This window comes from Acinetobacter sp. HZNU-JH01, assembly GCF_037996845.1.
Classification (GTDB): Bacteria; Pseudomonadota; Gammaproteobacteria; order Pseudomonadales; family Moraxellaceae; genus Acinetobacter; species Acinetobacter haemolyticus.
This window is the reverse complement of the sequence record NZ_JBBMZX010000001.1, coordinates 735,582-754,575: the sequence shown is the minus strand read 5'-3', so window position 1 is coordinate 754,575 and position 18,994 is coordinate 735,582. Positions and strand designations below refer to the sequence as shown.

16 protein-coding genes and 3 tRNA genes are annotated in these 18,994 nt (G+C 38.5%); 9 read left to right on the top strand and 10 right to left on the bottom strand.

The genetic code is table 11. The annotated features are described in order from the left end of the window. Positions 1–103: 103 nt before the first annotated feature. From AAC851_RS03650 to AAC851_RS03615, 8 genes are all read left to right on the top strand, one after another. Complete coding sequence (locus AAC851_RS03650) at positions 104–1,672, top strand: type I restriction-modification system subunit M (protein WP_340600517.1); 1,569 nt, start codon at positions 104–106, stop codon at positions 1,670–1,672. Beyond that, on the top strand, positions 1,672–2,883 hold the full coding sequence (locus AAC851_RS03645) for a restriction endonuclease subunit S (RefSeq protein WP_340600516.1): 1,212 nt from the start codon (positions 1,672–1,674) through the stop codon (positions 2,881–2,883). The genes AAC851_RS03650 and AAC851_RS03645 overlap by 1 nt, the downstream gene beginning before the upstream one ends. Positions 2,884–3,099: 216 nt before the next feature. Then, positions 3,100–3,474: an endonuclease domain-containing protein gene (locus AAC851_RS03640; RefSeq protein WP_100833511.1), complete on the top strand. Its 375-nt coding sequence runs from the start codon at positions 3,100–3,102 to the stop codon at positions 3,472–3,474. Between the two features lie 93 nt (positions 3,475–3,567). Continuing rightward, positions 3,568–6,456 (top strand): type I restriction endonuclease subunit R, encoded by a 2,889-nt coding sequence (locus AAC851_RS03635; protein ID WP_100833512.1) that lies wholly within the window; start codon positions 3,568–3,570, stop codon positions 6,454–6,456. Positions 6,457–6,541: 85 nt separating this feature from the next. Continuing rightward, the gene (locus AAC851_RS03630; protein ID WP_340600515.1) at positions 6,542–7,033 is read left to right on the top strand and encodes a chorismate--pyruvate lyase family protein; all 492 of its coding nucleotides are present in this window, start codon (positions 6,542–6,544) and stop codon (positions 7,031–7,033) included. 14 nt (positions 7,034–7,047) lie between these two features. Continuing rightward, positions 7,048–7,929, top strand: coding sequence for a 4-hydroxybenzoate octaprenyltransferase (gene ubiA, locus AAC851_RS03625; protein WP_340600514.1), 882 nt, complete (start codon positions 7,048–7,050; stop codon positions 7,927–7,929). 111 nt (positions 7,930–8,040) lie between these two features. Beyond that, positions 8,041–9,300: an alpha/beta hydrolase family protein gene (locus tag AAC851_RS03620; protein ID WP_125501991.1), complete on the top strand. Its 1,260-nt coding sequence runs from the start codon at positions 8,041–8,043 to the stop codon at positions 9,298–9,300. A gap of 88 nt (positions 9,301–9,388) precedes the next feature. Then, positions 9,389–9,598 (top strand): hypothetical protein, encoded by a 210-nt coding sequence (locus AAC851_RS03615; RefSeq protein ID WP_125501989.1) that lies wholly within the window; start codon positions 9,389–9,391, stop codon positions 9,596–9,598. 19 nt (positions 9,599–9,617) lie between these two features. On the opposite strand, the gene AAC851_RS03610 is transcribed toward AAC851_RS03615, so the two are convergent. From AAC851_RS03610 to AAC851_RS03585, 6 genes are all read right to left on the bottom strand, one after another. Further along, entirely contained in the window at positions 9,618–10,058 is a 441-nt protein-coding gene (locus AAC851_RS03610; RefSeq protein ID WP_161413903.1) for a DUF2726 domain-containing protein, read from the bottom strand. Positions 10,059–10,113: 55 nt separating this feature from the next. Then, a tRNA-Asn gene (locus AAC851_RS03605) sits at positions 10,114–10,189 on the bottom strand. Positions 10,190–10,248: 59 nt separating this feature from the next. After that, positions 10,249–10,324, bottom strand: a tRNA-Asn gene (locus AAC851_RS03600). A 6-nt stretch (positions 10,325–10,330) separates the two neighbouring features. Further along, a tRNA-Asn gene (locus tag AAC851_RS03595) sits at positions 10,331–10,406 on the bottom strand. Between the two features lie 147 nt (positions 10,407–10,553). Beyond that, entirely contained in the window at positions 10,554–11,180 is a 627-nt protein-coding gene (locus AAC851_RS03590) for a superoxide dismutase (protein WP_075315805.1), read from the bottom strand. A 208-nt stretch (positions 11,181–11,388) separates the two neighbouring features. Further along, the gene (locus tag AAC851_RS03585) at positions 11,389–12,147 is read right to left on the bottom strand and encodes a Nif3-like dinuclear metal center hexameric protein (RefSeq protein WP_340600513.1); all 759 of its coding nucleotides are present in this window, start codon (positions 12,145–12,147) and stop codon (positions 11,389–11,391) included. 194 nt (positions 12,148–12,341) lie between these two features. Between AAC851_RS03585 and AAC851_RS03580 the strand changes: the two genes are divergently transcribed. Next, positions 12,342–13,523, top strand: a complete 1,182-nt coding sequence (locus AAC851_RS03580; RefSeq protein WP_004638477.1) for a trypsin-like peptidase domain-containing protein — start codon at positions 12,342–12,344, stop codon at positions 13,521–13,523. Positions 13,524–13,718: 195 nt separating this feature from the next. Here the strand turns inward: AAC851_RS03580 and AAC851_RS03575 are convergent, their stop codons facing one another. The 4 genes from AAC851_RS03575 to map form a co-directional block, all read right to left on the bottom strand. Next, positions 13,719–14,930, bottom strand: a complete 1,212-nt coding sequence (locus AAC851_RS03575; RefSeq protein ID WP_340600512.1) for an alginate export family protein — start codon at positions 14,928–14,930, stop codon at positions 13,719–13,721. An 82-nt stretch (positions 14,931–15,012) separates the two neighbouring features. Beyond that, the gene (locus AAC851_RS03570) at positions 15,013–16,359 is read right to left on the bottom strand and encodes an MFS transporter (protein ID WP_340600511.1); all 1,347 of its coding nucleotides are present in this window, start codon (positions 16,357–16,359) and stop codon (positions 15,013–15,015) included. Positions 16,360–16,748: 389 nt separating this feature from the next. After that, positions 16,749–17,870, bottom strand: coding sequence for an OmpW/AlkL family protein (locus tag AAC851_RS03565; protein WP_445290549.1), 1,122 nt, complete (start codon positions 17,868–17,870; stop codon positions 16,749–16,751). Positions 17,871–18,061: 191 nt separating this feature from the next. Next, positions 18,062–18,886, bottom strand: coding sequence for a type I methionyl aminopeptidase (gene map / locus AAC851_RS03560; protein ID WP_340600510.1), 825 nt, complete (start codon positions 18,884–18,886; stop codon positions 18,062–18,064). Positions 18,887–18,994: the final 108 nt, after the last annotated feature.

The following is an 18,994-nucleotide window of genomic DNA, read 5'->3' as shown; positions in this document are numbered from 1 at the left end:
TATAACGACACTTGTTGACGTATTCAGTAAAGAATCCAACTAAAAAGCTTCAAAATTTTGTACACTCACTTTATTAAGAGATATGCGAAGAAACAGGCTTACAATGACCCAAGTACAACTGCAACAGCTACAAAAACAACTATGGAATATTGCCAATACATTACGTGGCAAAATGGGTGCAGATGAGTTTCGTGACTATATTCTAGGGTTTATCTTCTTTAAATATTTATCTGAAAAAGCCGTGAACTTCGCCAACGAGTTGTTGGATGGTGAAGACATTGGCTTTTTAGAGCTTGATGAAAACAATGTAGAACATGTGCCTTACATTGAAGAAATTAAAAAGAATGCCATTGAAGAAGTGGGCTATGCGCTGACACCAAAGCAATTATTCCACACGCTTGCTGAACGTGGTCGTAAAGGCGAATTTATTTTAGATGACTTGGCTGCCACGCTGAAAGCAATTGAACAAAGTACGCTGGGTTCTGATTCTGCCGATGACTTTGCCAATCTATTTGAAGACCTTGATCTAAATTCGACCAAACTGGGAAATACGGCGAGTGACCGTAATGAGTTGGTGGCGAAGGTTCTCAGTCATTTAGATGATATTGATTTTGATATTTCAAATACTGAATCCGATGTTTTGGGTGATGCTTATGAATACCTGATTGGTGAGTTTGCATCAGGTGCAGGTAAAAAAGCAGGGGAATTCTATACGCCTCAAACAGTATCAACTTTACTGGCGAAGATCGTAACCCAAGGTAAAACCCGTTTACGTTCAGTTTATGACCCTACTTGCGGTTCTGGTTCATTGTTGCTCCGTGTAAAGCGTGAAGTGCAAGATGTTGATATGATTTATGGTCAAGAGATGAACCGTACCACCTATAACTTGGCGCGTATGAACATGATTTTGCATGATGTGCATTTCGCCAAGTTCGATATTAAGCAAGAAGATACCTTGATTCGTCCGCAGCACTTAGATAAGCGTTTTGATGCGGTGGTTGCCAATCCGCCTTTTTCGGCAAAATGGTCAGCCGATCCATTATTTTTACAAGATGAACGCTTTGCAGCTTATGGCAAACTTGCGCCAAGTTCTAAAGCGGATATGGCATTTGTTCAGCACATGCTGCATCAACTGGATGAGCATGGCACGATGGCAGTAGTGCTACCACATGGTGTTTTATTTCGTGGTTCGAGTGAGGGTGTAATTCGTCAGTACTTGATTGAACAGCTCAATGTGATTGATACCATTATTGGTTTACCTGCCAATATTTTCTATGGCACGACTATTCCGACCTGTATTTTGGTGCTGAAGAAAAACCGTGAGCATAAAGACAATATTTTGTTTGTTGATGCCAGCAACGAGTTTGAGAAGCAGAAGAATCAAAATAAATTATTGCCTGAGCATTTGGATAATATTATTGGCGCATTTGAAAACCGTCAGAATATTGAAAAGTATGCGCATGTAGCGACTTTAAAAGAAGTGAAAGACAACGACTTTAACCTGAATATTCCGCGTTATGTCGATACTTTTGAAGCTGAGGATGTGATTGATCTAGATGCAATTGCTCAAGCCTTGCAAGCTTTGGAAGTTGAAAGTCAAAAAACTGATGCCGTAATAAGCGAGTTTTGTAAAGAGCTTGGGATTGCTTCACCATTTGCGGAGGTGAAGTGATGTCTGTACCTAAGTTACGTTTTAAAGAGTTTGATAGGGATTGGGATTTCAATAAAATTGGAGAAATCTTTAAAGTTACATCAGGTTCAACCCCTTTACGAAGTGATAAGCGCTTTTTTGAAAATGCACATATTCCTTGGGTAAAAACGACAGACCTTAATAATTCTTTCATTTCTAAAACTGAAGAAATGATTTCTGAAATTGCTTTAAAAGAAACATCTGTAAAAATACTACCTAAAGGAACTGTATTTGTTGCAATGTATGGTGGTTTCAATCAGATTGGGCGCACTGGTCTTTTATTAGATGAATCAGCTTGTAATCAAGCATTATCAGCAATTTATCCAAATGAAAAAATTGACTCATTTTTTCTTTTAACATATTTAAATCATAAAGTAGATGATTGGAAAAATTTTGCAGCAAGTAGCCGAAAAGATCCAAATATTACGAAAAGCGATGTTTTAGCATTCTCACTTGTATATCCAACAAAAAAAGAACAAACCAAAATCGCATCTTTCCTTTCCGCAGTAGATGAAAAGATTAGTCAACTCACTCAAAAATATGAGCTGCTTAGCCAATATAAACAGGGCATGATGCAGAAGCTGTTTAGTCAGCAGATTCGTTTTAAAGCGGATGATGGGAGTGAGTTTGGAGAGTGGTCTGCTGGAAGTTTGGCAAATTTAACTGATATCCAAGGAGGGTATGCTTTTAAAAGTACTCAATTTGGCAATGGGGATACTAAAGTACTGCGAATAGGCGATATTTTAAAAAATATTGATCTAGATAATTTTGATGGTGTTACGTCATCCGAGGTTCCAGACAAACGCTACTATGTTTCACAGGGAGCTATTGTGATGGCATTGTCTGGGGCTACTTTCGGGAAACTAGGTAAAGTTCAATCTGGTACAGCTTGTATTAATCAACGAGTAGCAACGTTTATAGTTAAAGAAAGTTCAACCAATGAATTCTTATATCAGATAATGCTTTCTAAAGATTTTTATACTTATATTCAGTCGATTCCTTCAGCAAGTGCACAGCCCAACATTTCAAACCAAGATGTTATGAGTTTTGAGCTGGATATACCTTGTCTTGAGGAGCAAACCAAAATCGCCAATTTCCTCTCTGCTATCGACCAAAAAATTGAAGTGGTCGCCCAGCAAATTGAACAAGCTAAGCAGTGGAAAAAAGGCTTGTTGCAGCAGATGTTTGTGTAGATTTAATACCCCCCTAAATCCCCCCTTTGCAGGGGGGACTTTCCACGAAATTAAAGGCTGAATATGATTCGTGGAGTTCCTCCCCTTATTAAGGGGAGGTTAGGTGGGGTTGTACTTGACGACCTTGTCCTGACAAGGGGAGGTGAGGGAGGGTTAAACTTGACAGCCCTCACCATAAAAAGGGGAAGTTAGGTTGAGAATAAATTGAGAAAAACCATGACACAAAAAATATTTAACAAAATAGAATATAAACAACGCCGCCAAACATTACGCAACAACATGGCCGAACCTGAAAAACGCTTATGGGGAATTTTAAGAAATAATCAGCTGGGTGTGAAGTTTCGTAGACAGCATGGAGTTGGACATTATATTGTCGATTTTTATTGTCCCCAATTAAAATTGATTATCGAGGTCGATGGTGAAAGCCATTTTTCCGAAGATGCCCAAGCTTATGATAAAATTAGAGATAAATTTATGCTAGAGTTGGGTTTAACCACTATCCGCATTAACAATCACGATGTAATGACGAATATAGAGGGAATATATCAACATATCCAGCAGTGTGTGCAACAATTGCTTAAAACACGGTAAAGCGAAAATAGCTAAAAATGATTAAATTTAGCTATTTCTAGTGATTTATGATTCTAAATTATTGTTAACTAAAAATTTAATCAAGAGAGTGAAATGACAGTACAAAGCGAATTTCAACTTGAAAATGAACTGATTGCACAGCTCAATGGCTTGGGCTATGTAACCGTCACGATTAAAGATGAAAGCCAACTACTGTCTAACCTAAAAACCCAAGTCGAACGTGCCAACGGACTTGCACCATTATCAGAAACGGAATGGAAACAGGTCATCAGTTTTTTGAACACAGGCACTGTATTTGAACGAGCTAAAAACCTACGTGACCAGTTTCCTGTTAAATTTGATGATGGTTCAAGCAAGCACATTTTCTTTTTATCAGATGACCCAAGCAAAAACGTATACCAAGTCACCAATCAAATCACGGTAGATCATCGTGATTTTAATGGTCGAACCAGCCGTTTTGATGTCACGCTCTTGGTTAATGGTTTGCCTTTAGTTCAAATTGAGTTGAAAAAACGAGGCATGGAAATTGCCGAAGCCTTTAATCAAACGCAACGCTATATTCGTGAAGCGTATTGGGCAGGGCAAGGGCTGTTTGGTTTTATCCAGCTTTTTATCATCAGTAATGGCGCAAATACTCGCTATTACTCAAATGGTACGACTGGGATAGAGTTTGCCTTTCCGTGGGCTGATGTTGCCAATAAACATATCAATGAAATTGTCGATTTTGCGGATGCATTTTTAAATCATCAGCATCTTACAGACATGCTGACTCAATACATGGTGATGCTAGAAACCAGTAAAAGTTTGATGGTATTACGCCCATATCAAATTTACGCCGTGCAAAAGATTATTGCCCATGTACAAAATTCAGAACAAAATGGCTATATCTGGCATACGACAGGTTCAGGTAAAACACTGACATCATTTAAAGCCAGTCAGCTCATCATGAAGATGCCTGATGTAGAAAAGGTCTTGTTTGTGGTGGATCGTAATGACCTTGATACGCAGACTTCACGCGAGTTTAATGCTTTTAAAGCCGAGAGCGTGGATAGCACAGACAACACGCACACTTTGGTTAAACAACTCGATCAACGCCATGACAAGCTAATCGTGACCACCATTCAAAAGCTGAATCGTGCGATTAGCACGGACCGATATTTAGAACACATCAATTATCTAAAAGATAAAAAAGTGGTATTTATTTTTGATGAATGTCACCGTAGTCAATTTGGTGATACCCATCAAAACATTAAAAAGTTCTTTAGTAATGCGCAGATGTTTGGATTCACGGGAACACCGATCTTTGAAGAAAATAGTCAATCCAAAGCAGGTTTGAAACTCACCACAGATTATTTATTCAATTATTGTCTGCATCAATATGTCATTGTAGATGCAATTCGAGACCGCAATGTATTGCAGTTCCAAATAGATTATCGTGGCAAGTATACTGCTAAAGGTATGCAGAATAACCTCGGTGATGTTGTTGAGAGTGACGAAGATGTTGAAGGGATAGATACCAAAGAGCTTTATGATAATCCACAGCGATTAGAAATGATTGCCCGTTATATCGTTGATACGCACGATACCAAAACCAAAAACCGTGAATTTACGGCGATGTTTTGTGTCAGTTCAGTGGATACCTTAACGCAGTATTATGAGTTATTTGAAAAAGTCCAAGCTGAAAAGCAACAACAAGATGAGGCGCAAGGTCGATTATTTAAACCTCTCAGCATTGCAACTATTTTCTCCTACGGTGCGAATGAAGCTGTTGAGAACAACGACCAAAATGGATTGATTCAAGAAGAATCAACGGATACTCCGAACCAAATAAATCAGTCTAGTCGTGATAAATTGGATCGCTACATTGCCAATTATAATGCTCAATTTGGTACGAATTATAATTCAGGTGATGGATTCTATGCTTATTACCGTGATATTGCAGATCGGGTAAAGAAAAAGCAGATTGATATCTTACTGGTTGTGAATATGTTCCTCACAGGCTTTGACTCAAAGCCTTTGAATACCTTGTATGTCGATAAAAATCTTAAATATCATGGTTTGATTCAGGCTTTTTCACGTACAAACCGTGTCTACAATGATAAAAAACCATTTGGGAACATCATTAGCTTCCGTAACCTTAAACGTGCAACAGATGAAGCATTGGCATTATTCTCAAATAAAGAAGCCAGAAAAACGGTTCTTGTCCCAAGTTTTGATGAAATCAAACAAGATTATGAACAAGCGGTAGAAAAGCTGTTTGCCATTACTGCTGATTGTCAAGCCGTGGATGACTTGCTGACTGAGGATGAGCAACTAGAGTTCATCAAGGCATTCCGTGAAGTGATGCGTTACAACGCCCAGCTACAAACCTTCATTGAGTATGATCAAGACGACACTAAGCTTGATAAACAGCACTTTGCAAATTTTGCATCTAAATATGCTGATCTCTGTCGTGCGATTCGAAAAACGACCAAGAAAGAAAAAGTCTCGGTGTTGGATGATGTCGACTTCCAATTAGATTTATTGCACAGTGACCGTATCAATGTGGGGTATATCCTTACGCTTTTACAGATGGCAGTGAATGCTGAAACAGATGAGCAGCGTAAGAAATACGAAGCTCAAGTACAAGATCTGATCGGTAGTGATATTAGCTTGCATGATAAGCAAGACTTGATACAAAAATTTATTGAAGAAAACATGCCAAAAATGATTACTGGGCAAAGTGTACAAGTAGCTTTTGCTCAGTTTTGGGAGGCGGAAAAAGAGCAAGCTTATCAGCACTTTTGTGAACAAGAAAATCTAAAACCCGAAGTAATGAAACATGTTTTAGATAATTATGAATTCAATAAACGCTTACCAAGAAAAGAAGAAATGAAAGACTTGCCCAACTATAAAGTAAAGCTATTTGATCGGGACAGTGTATTAACCAATTTGTTGGTGAAAACACGACAGTTGATTGAAAGGTTTTATATAGGTATGTAGGTTCGTGCTGAGTAAGTTGATTGGATTTGAAATATTTTTTTAAAAATTCATGTAAACTAGTCGCGATGTTTTTAGTGAGTTAAGCATGCGAAATTTACAACCAAATAGAATAAAAGGAAAAGATATTCCTACTGCATTAAAAAAATGGTTGTACGCATCAGGCTCCCTTACTCAGCAACTTACAGATCTCGGTGGTGGTGAGTTTCATGTTGAGCGTATTAGAGAGCATTATCAGCGTTTAGCATTTGATGATAGCAAATGGATGAATATGCCTGCACATCATATTGCATGGGTGAGAGAAACATATCTTTATGGCTCTGAGTCACAAGCTTGGGTGAAAGCAAAGAGTATTTTTCCGATTCTCAGCCTACAAAAAAAAGCCAGAATATTTAAATACATCCGAAATAAGCCAATTGGTTGGTTTCTATTTCAACGTACGAATCCTGTCTGTGAAAGACGAATTATTTATACCGAAGAGGGTTGGGCGCGGCAAAGTTGTTATACTTGGCATGGGTGTAAATTTATCGTACAGGAAACTTTCCTGCCTAGATTTGAACAGTTTATTGAACAGCATTGACTCTAAGGATTCGCATGGATATGGTGCAACAAACTACATGGCGACAGCGTTTAGAAGCCTATTATTATTTATGTCGTTTTGATAAACCCATTGGTACAGAATTAGTGTTTTGGCCAACGATGTGGGCTTTGTGGGTTGCGTCTAAAGGAATTCCTGATTTAAAAATACTGCTCGTGATGTCGCTAGGGGTTTTGTTTATGCGGGCTGCAGGTTGTGCCATTAATGACTTTGCCGATCGTAAAGTTGATGCACATGTCGAGCGTACCAAAACTCGCCCTTTAGCCACTGGTATTATTCGAGCACGAGAAGCGGTATTCGTGTTTTTAGGTTTGGTTGCAGCGAGTGCTTGTCTTTTGTTTTTTTTGCCGATTGAAACCTTTTATTGGTCATTTGGTGCATTGTTTTTAGCGTTTATTTACCCTTTTATGAAGCGCTATACCCATTTGCCACAAGTGTTTTTGGGTGCGGCATTCTCTTGGTCTATTCCAATGGCATATACAGCTGTGGGACAAACACCTGATTTGATTTGTTGGTTATTGTATTTTGGAAATTTGGCTTGGACAGTTGCCTATGATACGCAGTATGCAATCACTGACCGTGAATATGATTTGAAAATTGGTGTGAAATCTACCGCAATTTTATTCGGTCGTTATGATATACAGATTATCGGGCTATTGCAGGTTATCAGTTTAGTGCTAATTGGTAGTGCACTCTATTTAGAAAATCTTTTATTACCATTTGGTTTACTTGCATTACTTGTTGTTGCATTGGATTTTGTATATCAGGCATTCAAAACCAAAGACCGAAATCCTCAAATTTGTTTTTGGGCATTTCGTCACAATCGCTGGGTTGGAATGATAATTTTTGTTGGAATCTTTTTAGAATTCATGTTTTAAAATGACTTATTAGTTGAAAAGTGTCCTATGCAGGGCACTTTTTTTATGCCTTAATAGAAACGCATGTAGTTTCATGCACAAAAATAAGACAAGGACTAAAAAGGATATTTTATGAAACGGTCAAATATTGCTTTGGCGGTAACCCTCTCTATTTCAGCATTATTTTTATCAGCATGTAATGATGATAATGATTCAAACTCAAAAGTTGATCAGAACAGTAAATCATTTGTTTCTGAAACATCTTATACTTTTGAATCAGAAGGTCTAGTTGACTTAAGTGCGGCCAGCTCTATCAAAGTAATGAATTATAAAATGCCAAATGTACTGGGGAAGACAGTTGAAACTTCTGCTTTGGTATTTTTTCCAAAAATTGCAAAACCTAAGGATGGTTATCGAGTTGTAGTTTGGGCTCATGGTACTTTAGGCGTTGCGAATAAATGTGCACCAACCAATACTCCATTAAATGCTAATTTTAAAAACTATACCGCAAAGAATCTGTTAGAGCAGGGGTATGTAATTGTTGCACCTGATTATGAAGGGCTAGGAGGTGAGGGTGAGCATCCTTATCTAAATATTCCAAGCCAAGCTCGTTCGGCATTATATGCGGTTAAAGCAGCTAAAGAGCACTATGGTAATCAATTGCAAGGTTCATGGATGTCTGTAGGGCAATCACAAGGTGGTCAAGCATCCTTGGGAATAGCTGAATATGCAAATAATGATGCGACTTATAAAGGGGCAATTGCAGGAGCACCAGCATCAAGTTTGGGTAAAATAATTTTGGAAGTGGCTCCAACAGCAATTAACTTATTGCCGCAGTCTGCTGCGATTGAGACGTATGCAACTTTGTTGTCTTATGCTGCTTTGGCTGGCGTGGGGATTACGGCTTACGAGCCTTCATTCAATTATCAAACAATGTTTGGTAGTGATAAGGCTAAAGAAATCGCTGGTTTAGCAAAGCAAGAATGTTTATCTGAACTGGTGGGGGTTTATAAAGAAGATATTCAAGCTTATATTGAAGAAAATCCAACAGCTAAGGTAACGGAGTATCCGGGTATAAATGCTGAAGCATTTCAGAAAGATGCTACGATTCAAAAATTTTTAACTGACTATAGTCAGCCAACAACCAAGAAATTGGATAAGCCTATTTATATTATCCAAGGTGTATACGATACCAACGTTCCATATGTAATTACAGAAGCACTATACAAAGCAATGTATAATTCTGGAACAGATGTGGCTTTAAAGGCTGTTGATATTGTACCAAGTCCTGCTAATCCTGTTGTGAATGGATCACATACTGGAGCAATTCTTGCAGCAAACGAGAGTGGGGAGCTAGTACAGTTTATTAAGCAAAATATGCCAGCCCAATAGCTCATTGATTAGTAAAAGGGCCTCTTTATGAGGCTCTTTTTTTGTTATAGTGTCGCCTCGTTTGAAATATTACTTTTTGGAATCGGCTATGAGTCAAAATGCTGTTGAAAAAAGATCTGTACCATGGGTTTTGATGGGGTTGGGGTTGTTGATTCCAATTTTTATCGTTGGCATGGCCTTTCTAGCGGCGAAAAGTGATGCTAAAACTAAAAGAGAATATGAGCAGCAACGTGCTGAAATAGCAAAAAGATTTGAGCAACAAAAAAATGCAGAGCAAGCTGCAACTTTGGAACAGTAATTCCCAAAATCGGTTTGGTTTAGCGAATATCCATCTGTAACTGCTTTATAGATGGAATTTGCGTATAACGTTGTACTAAATAACCTGCTTGTTGCAACATGTGATCACGCTTTTTATCTTCTAATTCTTTACCTATATGGCTAGGATCATCTAGTTCTATAATTGCAATCACTTGCATATCTTTGTCTAAAATTACAAAGTCTGTGACTTTACGATTAAAGCGGCTTCGAATCTTATAATGATCACTGGTAATTAATGCACTAAAAGCAACCTGCGCCAAAATATGATGTTGTGGAAAAGCCTGCTGCAACCTTAAAAACATTTGTGATTCAAAGTTGGTGATGACAGGGCGAGCAAAAAACTGTTGTTTAAAAAAGTATGGGCGTAAGCAACTGACTAATAATATTAGGGCACTAATACTGCCAATAATTAAAAATATGAGCTGACTGGATTCAAACATTTTAGATCAGGTGTCAATAAAAAACCCACTCGAAAGGAGTGGGTTTTTAGAATCTTGGCTCTCCCACCTGGGCTCGAACCAGGGACCTGCGGATTAACAGTCCGTCGCTCTACCGACTGAGCTATGGGAGAATCTGGATATGCATTTTATGCATGTTACTTTTAACGGTCAAGCTATTCACTTAAGAATTTGGCTCTCCCACCTGGGCTCGAACCAGGGACCTGCGGATTAACAGTCCGTCGCTCTACCGACTGAGCTATGGGAGATTAGCTTGGCTCTCCAACCTGGGCTCGAACCAGGGACCTGCGGATTAACAGTCCGTCGCTCTACCGACTGAGCTATTGGAGAATCTGATGCGCATTTTAGGCATGAAATATTCATGCGTCAACAAGAATAGTAAATAAAATGAATCGTTTGCTTGATAAATATTCTTTTCGGATTCTATTTATAAAAAAACTGCCCGAGGTGGGCAGTTTTTATGCAAGAAATAAAAGATTATTTCTCAACGCCTGCTGGTTGACCTGCAAGTTTTGCATTTGCATAGTCCCAGTTCACTAAGCTTTCTAAGAAAGTTGCGATGTATTTAGGACGTAAGTTACGGAAATCGATGTAGTAAGCATGTTCCCAAACATCAATCGTCAATACTGCAATTTGACCATGAGCAAGTGGTGTGTCGGCATTGGCAGTTTTAGTAATTGATAATTTACCATTTACTTCATCAGCTACTAACCAAGCCCAACCTGAACCAAATTGAGTTGTTGCAGCAGCAGTAAATTCTTCTGCAAATTTTTCGTAGCTACCAAAAGCCTCATCGATTTTAGCTGCAATCGCGCCAGTTGGTTTACCACCACCATTTGGCTTCATGCTGTTCCAGTAGAATGTATGGTTCCATACTTGTGCAGCATTGTTGAAGATACCTGCTTTAGATGCATCACCAGCAGATGCTTTGATGATTTCTTCTAAAGATTTACCTTCAAGGTCAGTACCTTTGATTAGGTTATTTAAGTTAACAACATAAGTATTATGATGTTTATCATGGTGATATTCTAAAGTTTCACGTGTGATATGTGGTGCTAAGTCATCATAGCCATATGGAAGTGCAGGTAAAGTAATGGTTGTCATGTTTCAATCCTTGCATTTGCTGGGTTTTACATTAAGTGGCTCTATTGTAAATGATTCTAAAGACAATATGACAGTCTTTTAAAGAACTATACACAATAACGACTTAATTTAAATGTATAACCTGCGCTTGAAATGAAGCAAAGTTTGATTTGAAGCGCAAGACAGCATTATGGAAAAATATTTAACAAAATCGGAGAGTGCGATTGGGTTAAATAGGGTTGTTTAATTCAAAATAATTTGCCTCAATTGCAAATTGATTTGCAATCGCTTGAGCTAAACGCTGTACACCGTAACGTTCTGTGGCATGGTGTCCACATGCAAAATAATGGACATCCAGTTCTTTAGCTTGATAAAAAGTGCGCTCGCTCACTTCACCAGAGATATAAGCATCACAATCTTCCAACGCAGCTTTTTCGATAAAGTCTTGAGCCCCGCCTGTACAGAAACCTACTTTTTGGATAGCAGATTTACTACAAGGCAGATGAAGAATAGAAAAGTCAAAAATTGTTTGTAACTTTTCTTTGAACTGTTCAGGACTTAATGTACTTTCTAAATAACCAATATTGCCGATAGGATGTCTTTCTGTTGGATCTAAGGCTTCTATGTTTTGTAGACCGATTAATTCGGCTATTGCTGCATTGTTACCTAAGGTCGGGTGGGCGTCTAAAGGTAGGTGATAGGCAATGAGTGAAATGTTGTTTTGAATGAGTTTTTTGATACGATTGCCACGCATTCCTGTGATTGGATAGGGCTCGCCTTTCCAAAAATAGCCATGATGAACCAATAAAGCATCGGCTTGTAGTGCAATTGCAGCATCAATAGCATCTTCAGATGCAGTCACAGCACATACAATTTTATTGACTTCGGGCTTGCCTTCGATTTGTAAGCCATTTGGCGCGTAGTCTTTAAACTCATTTGATTTTAAAGTTTGATTACACCATTGCACTATGTCATGCAAATTTGCCATAGAATTCCTCAAATGATTTACATTTTATAGCTGTCAATAAAAACATACTTTTTAATGTAACTAAAGCTAGACAAAACTTTTTTAACTTTTGCATTGTTTTTAAGTAATTTACATTACAATGATGGAAATTTACTGTTCTTAAAACAGATTTAATAATTTGTTCATAACATAATTTCGCCTAGAGGATAATAAACGTGCGCCGTGCATTTACATGGTTACCTTGGGTATTACTCATTGTCGTTATATTCAGCTTTCTCGCTTGGCAAAAATCACATCAGCCGAAACCAACAATAGCGTCTGATGGTGTGAAAATGCCAGCAGAAAAGGTCGAGCCCTTAGTCGATACAAATCGCATGGGTGGGGTAGTTTCTTACAATGCCGCGGTTAAAGTGGCAGCACCTGCCGTGGTCAATATTTTTACCACTCAAAAAATCAAACAACCAAATCATCCGCTTTTAAATGATCCCGTATTCCGTGAATTTTTTGGTAATCAGATTCCGCAGCAACCAAAAAATGAAAACAGTTTAGGTTCAGGCGTAATCGTGCGTGCAGACGGTTATATCTTGACAAATAACCATGTGATTGCACAAGCAGAGCAAATTGTTGTCGCGTTATATGATGGCCGTCGCGCAGAAGCGAAAGTCATTGGTACAGATCCAGATACAGATTTAGCTGTGATCAAAATTGAGTTGGATAAACTTCCTGTATTACCGTTTAAACTTAGTGGTAATGAGGTTGGTGATGTTGTATTAGCGATTGGTAATCCATTTGGTGTAGGGCAAACTGTTACGCAAGGGATTATTTCTGCAACAGGACGTTCAGACTTAGGTATCAACACCTATGAAGATTTTATTCAAACGGATGCTGCCATAAATCCAGGTAATTCGGGTGGGGCGTTGATTGATGTTGCAGGTAATTTAATTGGCGTAAATACTGCGATTTTCTCACAGTCTGGCGGTTCACTTGGAATTGGTTTTGCTATCCCTGCGAAGGTTTGTCAGCAAGTTTTAAACTCTATCCTAAAAGATGGGCGTGTTGTCCGTGGTTGGTTGGGAATTAGTCTTATTCCAAACAATTTAGATGAAAACGTACTGACTGCAAAACCGGTTGGTGTTCTAGTTGCAGATGTCTTACGTGGTGGTCCAGCTGATCAAGCTGGCGTCAAACGTGGTGATACCATTGTTCAAGTCAATGATGAGCAGATTTCGTCAGCTTCTCATTTAATTAATTATGTTGCATTGCAAGCACCTGAGAGCATGATTGATGTTGTTGTTGAACGCGACGGCAAGCAACAGAAGTTAGAAGTGAAGGTTGGGGAACGAAAAGTTCAACAAAATACTCAATCTCAATATATTCCGCTACCGAAAGGGCAGTAGCGCTTTAAATTAGGACTGGTTGATTAATTCATCCTTAAGAAAAAAGCCTGTTAATCTTATCGATCAACAGGCTTTTTCCGCTTTTATAGGCTTTTTATTTTTTATTAAATCATCCAAATTTGATAATTTGATGACAACTGTCAAAGTTTTGATGTAATCCAATTCAATCCATTGAATCAACAATAAAAAAATTTTTTAAAATTTATAATCTAACTGTAACCAAAGCTTTTCGGTATCGACACCAAAATCTTCAGCCTGATAACTTGAAAATTTTGCTAATCCAGACAAGCCCTTGATTGGTAATGCTTGACCATAGGAAAGAGAAAATTCTTGGCCATAGTTTAATCCTTTTATATCACTTCGGTAATGATGTAGCTCGGTTGTTAATTTACCTTTACTGAATATATTAAAACTTGAGCTTATATAAAGATCACGTAGACCATTGGCTGGTGTATTTAAAAACAGATCACTCCAACCATTGAAGCGATGTTTAGTTGCAAGTGGAGTTTGAAAAGCAATTTTACCGTTATCACTACCTAGAACTTCGTAACCAATTGCAACTTCACCAAGAGGTGCTTGTCCAGAAACTTGGTAGCCAAGTTCTAATGCATAATAATCCGTATCGTAAGTTAATGGCTGATCTGCATAGTCCTGTTGTTTTGCATATTCAGCACTATAACGAAAGTTTTTGTGCTTCCCTGTTAAACGAAGACCATAGTTTTGATTCGACCAAGCATTGAGGTCTTCAAAGTCAAGAAAGTAGCCATAGAGTACGGCATTGAACTGAGGGCTATAGCTGTATTTAATTTGTGCTAAATGGATTTGACTATCTTGTTTGCCGTCTTGGGCTTTTAATGCAACGGGTTTAGCTGTTTCACTACCAAAGATTGTGTTTACCTGTTCAATATAAGCATAGTAGAACTGGAGTTTTGGATCTGCTTTAAAATTGAAGCTAATTGAATCGTAACTTTGTTCATTTTGACGCCAACCAACGGAACCAATAAAGCGTTGATTATCTAGATTGATAACTTGCCGACCTAATCGAGCATCAAACTTGGAACTGTTATAATTTAAATATAACTGATTAAGATCTAAGTTTTTGGGATCAGGAACGGTGCTATAGGTGGTTTCATTGTTTCGAGTGCTATTAAAGCGATCATTGAGTTCGATGTTTGCCTCGCCCTGTGCATATATACTCAAGCCTTGCCATGTACCCGTTTGCAGTGCAGGGCGTATCCGTAAAGTAGCAGCTTCAGCTTTCTTTAACGGGTTGTCTTGATCAACCATTTCAAAACGTAAGCGGCTATCGAGTGAAAGCTTGGTGTTTGTCAAAAAATCGCTATTAGCAAGTAGATGTGTTGTAGAAAAACAGCCGAGTGCGATCAAAGAAATTGAAATGATTTTCATCATATTTCCCCTAGAGTTAAAATTAGATATAAGTGGTTAGGAGGGATGTGTGAATAAGCACATCCCTTAGAGCAGCGTTGAATTAAGCAGTTGAGTTACGTTCAAGCAAAGCTTGCTCAAACAGTTGTTGTTCTTTTTCTTTATGTTCGACTGAGAAGCGAATCAGAATGACACTGAATGCGGCAACAGTGACGAGACAGCCTAAGATCATGAGACAAGTTTGGATGTCAAGTAAACCTTTGAGAAGGAATCCTGCGGCGACAGCACCAACATTACCGCCTGCACCAATAATGCCAGCCACACCTCCAAGCGCGTCACGATCAATAAATGGTACGAGTGCATAAGTCGCACCGCAGGCCATATGGGTAAACAGAGCAAAAATTGTCATTGCAAGTACGGCGAGCATGACAGTATTCATTTGGGAGAAAATGATGAGGAATAATCCTTCACCCAAGATCAGTAAGAATAATATCCGCGTACGTCCATCCAACCCTTTATTGGCAGCTACTTTATCAGAAACGATACCACCCAATGCGCGAGCAAATAGTGCGAGTAGGCCGAAAATTCCAGCAGTAAGTCCAGCTTCTTTCAAGCCCATATTAAAATGGTCAACATAGTACATTGCGGCAATATTATGAATGAAGATCTCGATGCCAAAACATGCTGCATAAGCGGTAAATAAAACCCAAACACGGTAATTACGAGCGGCCTGCATTAAAATAGCTGTACCACCTTTTTTAATATTGCCAGCTTCTATACCTTGTTCTCTTAATTCTTTGAAGTTGCCTTGAGGACTATCTTGTGTCAGTTTCCAGTAAAGTATACCCACGATTACCATCATGATTCCTGGAACAAGTAGTGCGATACGCCAGCCCATTGCTTGTTCAACACCAAACATGATGATGGCACCTAGAATGAGTGGCATGATCGCTTGCGTTGCACCACCACCAGCATTTCCCCAACCTGCCGCAGCGGCATTAGCAGTACCAACAACATTTGGTGCGAACATGACGCTGGTATGGTATTGGGTAATTACGAAACTTGCCCCAATCGCCCCAATTAAAAGACGGAAAAATAGAAAGGATTCATAGGTATTGGCTGCAGCAACACCAAACACAGGAATACTGCCAAGAATCAATAGGGCGGTATAGGTCTTGCGTGGTCCATATTTGTCACATAGCGGACCGACAATAAGACGGATAACAATGGTGATTGCAACAGCTGCAATATTGATGTTTGCAATTTGGGCTTTGGTTAAATTAAATTCACCTGCAATTACAGGCATCAGTGGTGCGCATGCAAACCATGCAAAGAAGCACACAAAAAAAGCCAGCCATGTCATATGGAATGCACGCATTGCTGGAGTGGAGAAGCTAAATAGTTTTATTTTAGTTGCTTTCTTTGCATCTAGATTCATATTTGAAGACATTGCCTTCCCCCTGAACTGAACGAATTACCATTTCGTAAGCTAAACAAAGTTATGCTTACAAACAGAACAGAACGGACGTCTTTGGCCGCCAACAATTTTTTGAATCGACATTGATTCTATATGCTATGAAATAAGCAAGGGATGTGCCAATAAAAATATTTAACCAAAAGAATAATTTAAGGTATTAATTTAAATGGCTAATATTTTGGTTTTCATTGTTTTGGATTCAGCGATAGGCGCTTATTAAATTTTAAAGGAGTAGATATTCTAAAAACTGTAAGACAATATTGTGTGAGTTGTTTTTAAATGGTGCATCTTTTTTATACAGTGTGGCTTAAAATATAGCGATCATAAAAAAAGCAGCCGAAGCTGCTTTTAGAAGGAAAAGATTAGAAGCGGTAGCCGACACCAACATAAGTAATGAGTGGATCAATGTCGATTTTAGTATTTGCACGAATCAACTCTTTACCAGTGTTGCGGTCAGTAACATAAATCTTTGCTTCATTATTCATTTTAGAGTATGAGACTGAGCCAACAGCAAACCAATTCGGTTTAAAATCATATGTTGCACCTAAAGTCACGATAGGAGCAAAAGTATCTGTTGCTTTAAGCTTAACAACAGGATCAGCAGAAGAGGTTTTACGATCTAATGCTGCACCTGCTTTATTATCATGAATATTTTGGATCATGTGACCAGCGGCAATCAAATCAGCTTCAATTCCAGGATTCATCTTTAATTCATTAAAGTATGCATACATCACACCAGCCCCAACATAAGGACGGAATTTATTGACACCTGTTTTACCAAATTGGTAATGAAGCTCAACTGCGGGTAACCACGCGCGAGCTGTTGCAGCTTTGCCACCTTGTGAGAGGTCAGTAATATGAATATCTTGTTTTAATGGAATATCTCCACCAGCTTGGGCAATACCATCACCTATTATTCCACCAATAGTTGACCCATCTTTTAACGGAGTAGCTTTTCCCGAAAGTGGAGCGTAAATATCACCTTTTCCTTGGATATTTACTTTAGGAGGTATGCCCCCTTTAATTTCCAAAGAAAGATTATCTGTAAAATGATAATTCATCATTATACCAACAGTATCAACATCGTCAGCTTCTAATCCAGTGCCTTGTTGTTGCCACTGAGAAAGACCATTAATTTCAGCTGTACCAGCAAGTGATGAGGGTAGAGTGTCAGTAAACTTATCAAGAAGGCTGATAGTGCCATGCCAAAATTTTCCTGAGGGTTTACTTTGATCAATTGCATCTAAAACCGCCTTGGTAGATACGTCACCAACTTGGGTTTTAGTGCCTTCTGCAACACTAGTGTTGATATTAATTGGGTTTGCTGAACCTTGCGGCATAGCATGTAACCACCCTGCAGAAACAGAGAAGCGCTTAAACCCATCTCCATCTTTGAGGCTAAAATATGGTGAATCTGCAAAAGTAAGTGTAGGAAGGGCACATAAACCTGTTGTAATCAGGCATGCAAATGACTTCTTCATCATCTTGGGACTCCATGTCCTAAAGTTTGTAAGGATTTTTCTTGCGCTCACCATAACGTTTTTTTATGCAGAATTTGTTTAGATAGAATTTATAATTGTTATAACTATGAAAAAAATTGTAGTAATTAGATTAAAATTGAGTGATTTTTACGCTAAAAAGGGTGGGTACTTAAGTACCCACCCTTAAAAATGAATTATTGAAAACGTGAAAGATCTTCTTCAGGGCGAGCTGTCAATACTTCAATTCCAGTCTCAGTCACTAAGATCGTGTGTTCATATTGAGCTGACAACTTATGGTCTTTGGTGACAACTGTCCATTTGTCACCCAAAAGTTTAGTTTGCCAGACACCTGCATTGACCATTGGTTCAATAGTGAAGGTCATTCCTGCCTCTAAACGCATTCCTGTACCTTTTTGTCCATAATGTAACACTTGAGGTTCGTCATGGAATACATTACCAATACCATGACCACAATATTCACGGACAACACTAAAGCGCTCAGACTCTACATATTGCTGGATAGCATACCCAATATCGCCAAGATATGAACCATCTTTAACTGTAGCCATTCCACGATACATGGCTTCTTGTGCGACTGAGCACAGGCGATTTGCTAAAATAGAAGTCTCGCCACCAACGATGTACATCATATTGGTATCGCCATGATAACCATCTTTAATAACAGTGACATCAATATTTAGAATGTCGCCGTTTTTTAAAATTTTATTCTCAGATGGAATACCATGACAAACAACATGGTTAACAGAAGTACAAATCGAGTGTTGGAAAGCAGGACGACCTGGTGCTGCACCGTACCCAACACAAGCGGGAATAGCATCTTGTACATTTTCAATATGATTGCGACAGATTGTATCGAGTTCTAGTGTACTCACACCCGCTTTAATATGCGGTTTAATCATGTCTAAAACTTCAGCAGCCAATTTCCCTGCAACACGCATCTTTTCAATTTCTTCAGGTGTTTTAATTAATCGACGAGGAGCTGTATAAGTTGTATTCATGATCTCTAAAAACTTTTGGTAATTTGCAAGTGTCTATGGTATAAATAGCCGCCTATTTTATCAAATGCTTTTCGTGAATATATTTTACGAAATTATCTGATAATTATA